General features: G+C 66.3%; 9 protein-coding genes. 4 read left to right on the forward strand and 5 right to left on the reverse strand.

Annotation, left to right across the window (positions count from 1 at the left end; all coding sequences use genetic code 11):
- Positions 1-371 (forward strand): hypothetical protein (locus P3W85_RS03785; protein ID WP_276263783.1); only part of this gene is annotated, 371 nt, incomplete at its 5' end.
- 51 nt (positions 372-422) lie between these two features.
- Here P3W85_RS03785 and P3W85_RS03790 read toward each other — a convergent pair.
- Genes P3W85_RS03790 through P3W85_RS03805 form a run of 4 tightly spaced genes read right to left on the reverse strand, consistent with a single transcriptional unit; the run spans position 423 to position 4,729 of the window.
- Positions 423-1,277 (reverse strand): carbohydrate ABC transporter permease, encoded by an 855-nt coding sequence (locus P3W85_RS03790; RefSeq protein ID WP_017229817.1) that lies wholly within the window; start codon positions 1,275-1,277, stop codon positions 423-425.
- Between the two features lies 1 nt (position 1,278).
- The gene (locus tag P3W85_RS03795; RefSeq protein WP_276263784.1) at positions 1,279-2,211 is read right to left on the reverse strand and encodes a carbohydrate ABC transporter permease; all 933 of its coding nucleotides are present in this window, start codon (positions 2,209-2,211) and stop codon (positions 1,279-1,281) included.
- Positions 2,208-3,251 (reverse strand): ABC transporter ATP-binding protein, encoded by a 1,044-nt coding sequence (locus P3W85_RS03800; protein WP_276263785.1) that lies wholly within the window; start codon positions 3,249-3,251, stop codon positions 2,208-2,210. Before P3W85_RS03800 ends, P3W85_RS03795 begins: the two co-directional genes overlap by 4 nt.
- Before the next feature lie 50 nt (positions 3,252-3,301).
- Positions 3,302-4,729: an ABC transporter substrate-binding protein gene (locus P3W85_RS03805; protein ID WP_276263786.1), complete on the reverse strand. Its 1,428-nt coding sequence runs from the start codon at positions 4,727-4,729 to the stop codon at positions 3,302-3,304.
- A 309-nt stretch (positions 4,730-5,038) separates the two neighbouring features.
- Here P3W85_RS03805 and P3W85_RS03810 point away from each other — a divergent pair, with 309 nt between their 5' ends.
- A complete protein-coding gene (locus tag P3W85_RS03810; protein WP_276263787.1) occupies positions 5,039-6,241 on the forward strand; it encodes a glycine C-acetyltransferase in 1,203 nt (400 codons plus the stop codon).
- A gap of 25 nt (positions 6,242-6,266) precedes the next feature.
- The gene (gene tdh, locus P3W85_RS03815; RefSeq protein ID WP_276263788.1) at positions 6,267-7,295 is read left to right on the forward strand and encodes an L-threonine 3-dehydrogenase; all 1,029 of its coding nucleotides are present in this window, start codon (positions 6,267-6,269) and stop codon (positions 7,293-7,295) included.
- A gap of 21 nt (positions 7,296-7,316) precedes the next feature.
- On the opposite strand, the gene P3W85_RS03820 is transcribed toward tdh, so the two are convergent.
- Positions 7,317-7,754, reverse strand: coding sequence for a universal stress protein (locus tag P3W85_RS03820; RefSeq protein WP_017224970.1), 438 nt, complete (start codon positions 7,752-7,754; stop codon positions 7,317-7,319).
- 437 nt (positions 7,755-8,191) lie between these two features.
- Between P3W85_RS03820 and P3W85_RS03825 the strand changes: the two genes are divergently transcribed.
- Positions 8,192-9,334, forward strand: a complete 1,143-nt coding sequence (locus P3W85_RS03825) for a Leu/Phe/Val dehydrogenase (protein ID WP_430869487.1) — start codon at positions 8,192-8,194, stop codon at positions 9,332-9,334.
- Positions 9,335-9,485 lie beyond the last annotated feature (151 nt).

Consider the following 9,485-nt stretch of genomic DNA (forward strand, 5'->3'; position numbering starts at 1 on the left):
AGGAATGCAAAGACCAGGCCGATCAGCACATCGGCGGCAGCCTGCACGTGGAGGGAGAAGGCGATGGGGCCGATGGCGGTCTGCACATCGACCTCGGGAGGCTCGACCGCGACCAGCGCGCTGCCGGCGTGGCCGGCGGGAGTGGAAGCGGAAGGAGAATAAGAATTAACCGCACCTGGCAGCGCTGTGTGCACATGCAGGCCGTGGAGTTTGGGAGTTCCGAGATGGCCGTGCAGAAGCGGGGTGAGGAGCTGCATTGCGAACAGCAATATCAGCAACGCTCCCCTGCAGAAGGAGGGGCGGTCTGCGCGAAACATGGCGCGATTGTAGCTGAAAACACGGCGCTGGCGCACCTCGCGTGTGGGCCGTGAGCGGCCGTGTACGATTTCCCGGCGATCCGCAGGGCGGCCGCCATCCCCCGCTCACTTCACCGCACCCACCGTGAAGCCCGCCACGAAGCGGTCGACGAACAGGTTGTAGAGCACCGCCACCGGCAGGCTGACCACCAGGCAGGCGCCCATCAGCGAGCCCCAGAAGTAGACATCGCCGCGCACCAGGAAGGTCGGTACGCCGACACTCACGGTGTACTGCGAGGAACTGGTGATAAAGGTGAGCGCGTAGACGAACTCCTGCATCACCAGGGTCAGCGTAAAGATGACTACGGTCAGGATGCCGGCCGACGACAGCGGCACCACCACCTTGAAGAAGGCGCCGAAGCGGCTTAGCCCGTCCATCATGGCCGCCTCCTCGATATCGCGCGGCACTGCCTTGAAGAAGCCCATCATCAGCCAGGTACAGAACGGCACGGTGAAGCTCGGATACACCAGCACCAGCGACCACAGCGAATCCTGCAGGCCAAGCGAGCCGATGATGCGCGAGAACGGAATGAACAGGATGGTGGGCGGGATCAGGTAGGTCAGGAAGATGGCAATGGCCAGTTGCCGCCCGCGCCGGCCGGACAGGCGGGCCAGGCTGTAGCCGGCCGGCACCGCCAGCAGCAGGGTGATGGCCACCACCGCCGCGCCGACCAGCAGCGTGTTGCCGAGCCAGCGCAGGTACCGCGTCTCAAGGAACAGCACGCGCAGATTGTCCAGGGTGGGCGGCATATTGAACAGGAAGGGGTTGTTGGCCGCGTTGATCAGGTCGTGGATGTCCTTGAAGGTGGTGATCAGCATCCAGCCAAAAGGAAAGGCGCAGAACACCGTGAACGCGGCCAGAATCGCCACGTGGCCGCAGCGCGCGCCCCAGCGCCGCCATTGGTGCACGGCTGCAGGCATCTCAGGTGACCTCCGTGCGGCTGGCGATGGTCAGCAGCAAGGCCACTACCGCCACCAGCAGCGGGAACAGGAACAGGGAAATCGCCGCGCCCTCGGCCAGGTCGCCGCCCTGGATGCCGGTGAAGAAGGCCAGGCTGGCCAGCACCTGGGTGGTGTCGTAAGGTCCGCCGCGCGTCAGCACGAAGATAATGATCATGTCGGTCAGCGTGAACACGATGCCGAACAGCAGCGCCACCAGCATGATGGGCATCACCAGCGGAATATTGATGCGGAACAGGTGGCGCCAGAAACCGGCGCCGTCCATGGCGGCGGCATCGTGGATATCCTGCGGGATGCCGTGCAGGCCGGCCAGGATGATGACGGTGGCCAGCGGCAACAGGCGCCATACGTCCACCAGGATCACGGATGCCATGGCCAGGCCGGGCTGCCCCAGCCAGACCGGCCAGGTATCCGGCCCGAACAGCCCGAGCGCGCGCAGCGTCCAGTTGATCACGCTATAGACCGGATCGAATATCCACAGCCAGCCGATCGCACCCAGCGAGATCGGCGCAACCCATGGCAGCAGGATCAGCAGCCGTACCAGCCATTTGCCACGAAAATCGTGGAACAGCGCCAGCGCCAGGATCTTGGCCAGCACCACCACCAGCGCCTGCGACACCAGCGTGAACACCAGCGCATTGCCCAGCGAACGCCAGAAGGTGGCGTCCTGCACGATGCGCCGGAAGTTCTCCAGCCCGACGAAGTGCAGCGCCCGGCTGCCCACCGTGACATCGGACAAGCTGTAGTAGATCGACAGCAGGAAGGGAAAGCCGAGCAGCAGCGCGATGTAGATCAACGCCGGCGCCAGCATCACGGCGCCGAGCCAGCGCTCGCCCTCCAGCGCGCCCCAGGCCCCGGACTGCGGCCGCAGCACGGCGGGCACGCGGGCGCTCATGGCGACCCCGCCGGCGGCGCGGCGCCCAGGCTGGCGCCGCTGCGCGGGTCGAAGCGGCGCAGGTCCGCGCGCCGCACCGCGAACGGGTAGCTGGTACCGGTCTCGAGCGGGAAGCTCACCACGCAGGGAATCCGCGAGATGACCTTGGCCGGCGGCAGTGGCGGCTCCAGCAGCCCATATACCAGCCGGTCGGAACCGAGGTTCTCGATGCGGGTGACCCGGAAGGGAAATGGTTCCAGCATGTCATCGCTGACATAGACCTCGCGCGGCAGGAAATGCTCCGGCCGGAAGCCGGTGACCACGGCATCGCTGCCCACCAGGTTCATCGGCGGCGAACCGATGAAGGTGGCCACGAAGATATCGGCCGGTTGCTCGTACACCTGCTGCGGCGTGCCGAGCTGGTGCATGCGGCCGTGATCCAGCACGGCTACGCGGTCGCCCAGCGCCAACGCCTCGATCTGGTCGTGCGTGACGTAGATCGTGGTGGTGGCCAGGCGGCGCTGGAGCTGCTGCAGTTCCTCGCGCGCCGAAGTGCGGAGCTTGGCGTCGAGATTGGATAGCGGCTCGTCAAGCAGGAAGGCCACCGGATCGCGCACCACCGCGCGCGCCAGCGCCACCCGCTGGCGCTCGCCGCCGGAGAGCTGGCGCGGCTTGCGCACCAGCAGCTGGTCGATGCCGAACAGCCCCGCCGCCCAGCTCACCTTGCGCGCGATCTCATCGCGCGGCATGCCCCGCGCCTCCAGCGGAAAGGCGATATTGCCGGCCACGCTCAGATGCGGGTAGAGCGCGTAGCCCTGGAACACCATCGCCATATTGTGCGCGCGTGGCGGCAGCCCGGTGACCACGCGGCCGCCCACCAGGATATCCCCAGCGCTGGGCGTTTCCAGCCCGGCGATCAGGCGCAGCAAGGTGGTCTTGCCCGAGCCCGATGGGCCCAGCAGTACCAGGAACTCGCCTTCGCGCACGGCGAGGTCGACGCCGTCGACGGCGTTGGTGCCATCGAAACGCTTGGTGAGCGACCGGGTTTCCACCGTGGCCATGGCTTATCGGCCTGCGCGCATCCCGCTGCCGCCAGCCCGGCGCGGGCGCCTCACACCAACCCTTTTTCGCGCCACTTGGCGTAGATCCGCTTGCACGCGGCTTCGGCATCGCGCAGCGCATTCTCCGGCGATTCATTACCGGTGGCGGCCTTGGCGAACATGGTGTTGAGCACCCAGGTATTGAAGATCTCGTCGGTGGCGGCGTTGGCATAGCCCGGGTAGCCATCGTTGGTGGCCTGATTCATCAGGCTGGCCAGCACCTTGTACTTGTCGTGCGGCCTGGCCTTGGGGTCTTCGGCGATCAGCTTCTGCAAGTCCGGCACCGTGCTCGGGAAGCACGGGAAGTTGTAGAACTCGCTGCCGAGGAAGCCCTGGCGGAAGTTGTCGATATAGTCCGCCAGGAACCGCTTGGCGCCCTCGATGTTCTCGGCGAATTTCCAGATCACGTAGCAATCCATCACGTGCTCCATGCCGATGCGTCGCACGGGGCCGCGCAGGGCCTGGGTGAGCCAGATGTCGGGCGTGACCGGGATGTTCTTGTTCTCGCCTTCGCGCGTGATGGAAATGGCGTTCAGGCAAAGCGAGATCTTGCCCGCCAGCATGGCGCGGTTGTTGGACGACGGATCCCACGCCAGCACTTCCGGCGTCATGGTGTCCTGGTACAGGGCCTTGACGAACTTGATCGCCTCCAGCGTGTTCTTCGAATTCAGCACGACGCTATGGCGCTCATCCTGGACCGAGCCGCCGAAGGCGAAGAGGATGGTCCGCATCGCCATCGCGGTGTCGAGTTCGGCCGACAGGCCAATGCCCACCGGTATGTTGCGCTTGCGCTTGATCTGGCGGCCGGCGCTCAGCACATCGTCCCAGCTGTCCGGCGGTGCCATGCCGATCTCGTCCCACAGGTCCTTGCGGAAATTGATCGGGTCCGGCACGAAACTGTCGGAAAAGCCGAAGTATTTCTTCGTCTTCGGGTTATACGTGCTCTTGATCGCCAGTTCCACCGGTTTGCCATGCTTGCGCTGGCATTCTTCATAGATCTCGCGGTGGTCGATGACCTGCTCCTCGTACACCGGCGCCGGCGACAGGAACATGAACAGGTCGTGGCCCTTCTGCGCGGACACCTCGGCGGCGGCCCGCGTGGCCAGCGCGGGGATGCCCACGTGATCGACGATGACCTCGGTATCGTTGCGCTCGCCCCACGCTTTCACATAGGTGTTGTCGAACCACTTGTCATAGCCCGGCACGAAGTGGTTCCACTGCAGGATCTTCAGGGTGCGTCTGGCGGCGCGGGCCCGGCGCGGGAGCACGAAGGGCCCCAGCCCGGCGGCCAGCGCGGCCGCGGTCGCGGCCTGGAGCACGCGGCGGCGGCGCGCGTCCGGGCAGGTAAAGGTGCCGGTCGCGCCATGCCGGGGCGAATACCGGATCCGCGCAATGGGCAAGTCCGGTGAGATCGGTGCGCTTTTCAAATCGTCTTTCATGACCGCCTCCGCAAACCAGCGGATGGCCGGCATGCGCGCCGGAAATGGTGGCATGCGCAGCCTTTCTTAAGAATAGGAGTTGCCGACCATAAGGCAAAGGGCAAAGGCTTGATTTCATTGGGTTTACGCTGAACCAAGGCGTGCCCGGCATCACCGCATTGCCGGCGCTGCACGAGGCGGCGCGGCGCACCGCTCCCGCAGCGCAACACAACGCGGGCTCGCCACCAACCCGCTATTGCGCCCGCTTTCGCCGTACCATGGAGGCAGGCGCCAGCCACGCCGCCCAACCACCACGCCAGGGGCCTTTCCATGCGCGACCGCTATCTCTCCCACCTACGCGATACCCTGCATGCCATCCATGCCGATGGCTTCTACAAGGCGGAGCGCGTCATCGCCAGCCCCCAGGCAGCCGATATCCGGCTGGCGGGCGGCGAGCATGTGCTGAATTTCTGCGCCAACAACTACCTCGGCCTGGCGGACGACCACCGCCTGATCGAGGCCGCCCGGCGCGGGCTGGAGCAGGACGGTTTCGGCATGGCGTCGGTGCGCTTCATCTGCGGCACGCAGTCGGTCCACAAGACGCTGGAGGCAGTCCTTGCCAAGTTCCTGCACACTGGCGACAGCATCCTGTATTCGAGCTGCTTCGACGCCAACGGCGGGCTCTTCGAGACGCTGCTCGACGATCAGGACGCCGTCATCAGCGACGAGCTGAACCATGCCAGCATCATCGACGGCGTGCGCCTGTGCAAGGCAAAGCGCTATCGTTACCGCAACAATGACATGGCGGACCTGGAGACCAGGCTGCGCGAGGCCGATGCCGCCGGCGCGCGCTTCAAGCTGATCGCCACCGACGGCGTGTTCTCCATGGACGGCATCATCGCCGACCTCAAATCCATCTGCGACCTGGCGGACCGCTACGGCGCGCTGGTGATGGTGGACGACTCGCACGCGGTCGGCTTTATCGGCGAGCACGGGCGCGGCACGCCCGAGCTGTGCGGGGTGGAGGGCCGGGTGGATATCGTCACCGGCACGCTGGGCAAGGCGCTGGGCGGCGCCTCCGGCGGCTACGTGGCGGCGCACCGGGAGATCGTGGAGCTGTTGCGGCAGCGCTCGCGCCCTTACCTGTTCTCCAACTCACTGGCGCCAAGCATCTGCGCGGCCACGCTGAAGGTGCTGGACCTGCTTGCCAGCGAGGAAGGCGCCGCGCTGCGCACCCGCGTGCGCGAAAACGGCGAGCACTTCCGCCGCGAGATGACGGCGCTGGGCTTCACCCTCGTGCCGGGCCAGCATCCCATCATCCCGGTGATGCTGGGCGACGCCGCGCTGGCCTCCGGCATGGCCGACGCCTTGCTGGCCGAGCATGTGTACGTGATCGGGTTCTCGTTCCCGGTGGTGCCAAAAGGCCGGGCACGCATCCGCACGCAGATGAGCGCGGCGCACACACCAGATCAGATCGAACGCGCCGTGGCGGCATTTGCCAAGGTGGGCAGGCAGTTCGGCGCCATCGCCTGAGCCTGGATAGAGGAAGGAGCCCCCCATGAAAGCCCTCGCCAAACTGGAACGTGCGCCCGGCCTGACCATGACCGAGATGCCCGAGCCGGAAGTCGGCCATAACGACGTGATGATCCGCATCCGCCAGACCGCCATCTGCGGCACCGACATCCATATCTGGAAATGGGACGAGTGGGCGCAGAACACGATTCCGGTGCCGATGCAGGTGGGCCACGAATACGTCGGCGAGATCGTCGCCATCGGGCAGGAGGTGCGCGGGCTGGCCATCGGCGACCGCGTCTCCGGCGAGGGCCATATCACCTGCGGCTTCTGCCGCAACTGCCGCGCCGGGCGCCGCCACCTGTGCCGCAATTCGGTGGGCGTGGGCGTGCAGCGCCCCGGCGCCTTCGCCGAGTTCCTGGTGATCCCGGCCTTCAATGCCTTCCGCATCCCGGATGACATCCCGGACGAGATCGCCGCCATCTTCGACCCCTTCGGCAACGCAACGCATACCGCGCTGTCCTTCAACCTGGTGGGCGAGGATGTGCTGATCACCGGCGCCGGCCCCATCGGCATCATGGCCGCCGCCATCGCGCGCCACGTGGGTGCGCGCAATGTGGTGATCACCGACGTCAACGACTACCGCCTGGCGCTGGCGCGCAGGATGGGCGCCACGCGCGCGGTCAACGTACAGCATGAACACCTCGGGGACGTCGCCGCGCAACTGCATATGACGGAAGGCTTCGATGTGGGCATGGAGATGTCCGGCGTGCCGACCGCCTTCGCCACCATGCTCGAGCACATGAACCATGGCGGCAAGATCGCCATGCTCGGCATTCCGCCGTCGAAGATGGCGATCGACTGGAACCAGGTGATATTCAAGGGCCTGGAGATCAAGGGCATCTACGGCCGCGAGATGTTCGAGACCTGGTACAAGATGGTCGCCATGCTGCAAAGCGGACTCGACCTGGCACCCATGATCACCCATCGCTTCGGCGTGGCCGACTTCGAGGCCGGCTTTGCCGCCATGCTGTCGGGCAATAGCGGCAAGGTGGTGCTGGACTGGCGCGCCTGACGCCGCCGGTCCGGCGGGAAGCTAGCGGTACACCAGCACCGGGATGGTGCTGTGCGTCAGCACCTTGTTGGTCTCGCTGCCGATCAGGATGCCTTGCAGACCGCGCCGGCCGTGCGAGGCCATGACGATCAGGTCGCAGTCCTTGTCCCGCGCGGTCTGGATGATGACCTCGTAGGGATGGTCGTGAATCCGCGAGACGGTATCGCACGACACGTCTGCCGCGTCCGCCTCGGCGGCGAGGGTGGCCAGGTATTCGCCGGCGCTCTTGGTCGCTTCGCGCGCGAAGCGCTCGCGGGTGTCTCCCAGCATTTCCACCTGGTAGGTATAGACGTGGAAATCCGGGATCACACGGAGCACGGTCACCCGCGCACGGATATCGTGGGCAAACCCCAGCGCCTTCTTGAAGGCGGCTTCGGACAGCGGCGAGCCATCGACGGGCAACAGCAGATGCTGGAACATGACTTCCTCCTTGCGCGCGAAGGAAGGAGGCAGCCGGACAGGCGCCCCCTTGAGGCTCCCCGTGCAAATCGAGCGTATCGGGACGGCCCTGATTCCAGTATAGGTTTCGGCACCGGGCCTTTTATGATCCAGGACAAGCGGCAGGCGCATCCCGGTGCGTGGCAGAGCCCATGACGATGCGATCGCGCCCGCGCCATGTTAAGCAAACGCGCCTTGCGGCGCCTGGATGCGACAACCGGGCCAGCCTGGCCGCCCGTAAAAAGCGCACGCCGGCCCTTTTCAGCCAACGTCACTAGCCGGTAAGATTCGGCACCGGTTTCCCGCGATCGCGCGAAACCGAGCGTTTACCCGAGGCTGGGCCGCCACACAATGGCGGGCCGGCCTTCACGACGGCAGCCACCCCGGCCACCGTTGCAACTGCGCCGCCTTGCAACCCGATGCGGCGCACCCGGAAAGCGAAGCTACCCCTTTGCAATCCCATTCTTCATGGAGAAGACGCTTTGACTGAACGCACCACCCCAGAGGCCGCCGGCCGCCTGTTCGGCACCGGCGAAGGCCCGTCCCACGAGCGCATCACGCTCGCCACCGATCCCGAATCCGGCCTGCAGGCCATCATCGCCATCTACAGCACCAGCCTCGGCCCCGCGTTCGGCGGCTGCCGCTACTGGACCTATCCCGCCGAAAGCGATGCCATGACCGACGCGCTGCGCCTGTCGCAAGGCATGGCCTACAAGAACGCGCTGGCCGACCTGCCCTTCGGCGGCGGCAAGGCGGTCATCCTGCGCAACGCCGCGCAAACCGACCGCGCCCAGCTCTTTCGCGCCTTTGGCCGCATGGTGGAGTCGCTGGACGGCCGCTATATCACCGCCGAAGACGTCGGCACCACGGTGGAAGACATGATCGCCGCCCGCACGCAGACCGGCTATATCAGCGGCATGCCGCGCGAAGGCACCTTTGGCGGCAATCCCTCGCCCAAGACTGCCTATGGCGTGTTCGTCGGCATCGAAGCCGCCGTACGCTACGTGCTGGACCGCACCAGCCTGCAGGGCGTCACGGTAGCCGTGCAGGGACTCGGCTCGGTTGGCTGGGACCTGTGCCGCCGGCTGCATGAAGCCGGCGCACGGCTCATCGTGGCCGACATCAACGGCGCCAAGGTCGAGCAGGCGCGCGAGCAGTTCGGCGCACAGGCGGTATCGACGACGGCCATCACCGGCGTCGCCGCCGACGTCTTCGCGCCCTGCGCGCTGGGTGCCGTGATCACCCCGGCGGTGGCCGAGCAGTGCGAGTTCAAGATCGTCGCCGGCGGCGCCAACAACCAGCTGGCCTCGCTCGAGGAAGGCGACACCCTGCAACGCCGCGGCATTTTCTATGCGCCCGACTTCCTGATCAACGCCGGCGGCATCGTCAGTTGCGCCCGCGAGTACCTTGGCGGCGCCGACGACGCCGCGGTGATGGCTGAAGTGGCGCACATCCGCGAGCGCGTATTCGAGCTGGCGCAGCGCGTGGAGAAGACCGGGCAGGCGCCCGCGCGAGCGGCGGTCAGCTGGGCGCAGGAGAAGATTCAGCAGGGCGCGCGCTAGGGCTTGAGGTGATGCGGGTCCGCGCCGGCGGCAGGACAAGGCGCGGGCCTCTCGACGCTAGCTTCGACCTTCAATCTCCAGTTGGCAGATGCATGAATAGGCGAGCGAGTTTTCCATTTGGGGGGGGGCGCAATCGGCAGATGGATCGATA

The organism is Cupriavidus basilensis (genome assembly GCF_029335485.1).
GTDB classification, from domain to species: domain Bacteria; phylum Pseudomonadota; class Gammaproteobacteria; order Burkholderiales; family Burkholderiaceae; genus Cupriavidus; species Cupriavidus basilensis_E.

Coding starts and splice junctions, on each gene's coding strand:
- P3W85_RS03795 (WP_276263784.1), bottom strand. CDS start 2,211: ATGAGCGCCCGCGTGCCCGCCGTGCTGCGGCCGCAGTCCGGGGCCTGG.
- P3W85_RS03805 (WP_276263786.1), bottom strand. CDS start 4,729: ATGAAAGACGATTTGAAAAGCGCACCGATCTCACCGGACTTGCCCATT.
- P3W85_RS03820 (WP_017224970.1), bottom strand. CDS start 7,754: ATGTTCCAGCATCTGCTGTTGCCCGTCGATGGCTCGCCGCTGTCCGAA.
- P3W85_RS03800 (WP_276263785.1), bottom strand. CDS start 3,251: ATGGCCACGGTGGAAACCCGGTCGCTCACCAAGCGTTTCGATGGCACC.
- P3W85_RS03825 (WP_430869487.1), top strand. CDS start 8,192: ATGCGGCGCACCCGGAAAGCGAAGCTACCCCTTTGCAATCCCATTCTT.
- P3W85_RS03810 (WP_276263787.1), top strand. CDS start 5,039: ATGCGCGACCGCTATCTCTCCCACCTACGCGATACCCTGCATGCCATC.
- tdh (WP_276263788.1), top strand. CDS start 6,267: ATGAAAGCCCTCGCCAAACTGGAACGTGCGCCCGGCCTGACCATGACC.
- P3W85_RS03790 (WP_017229817.1), bottom strand. CDS start 1,277: ATGCCTGCAGCCGTGCACCAATGGCGGCGCTGGGGCGCGCGCTGCGGC.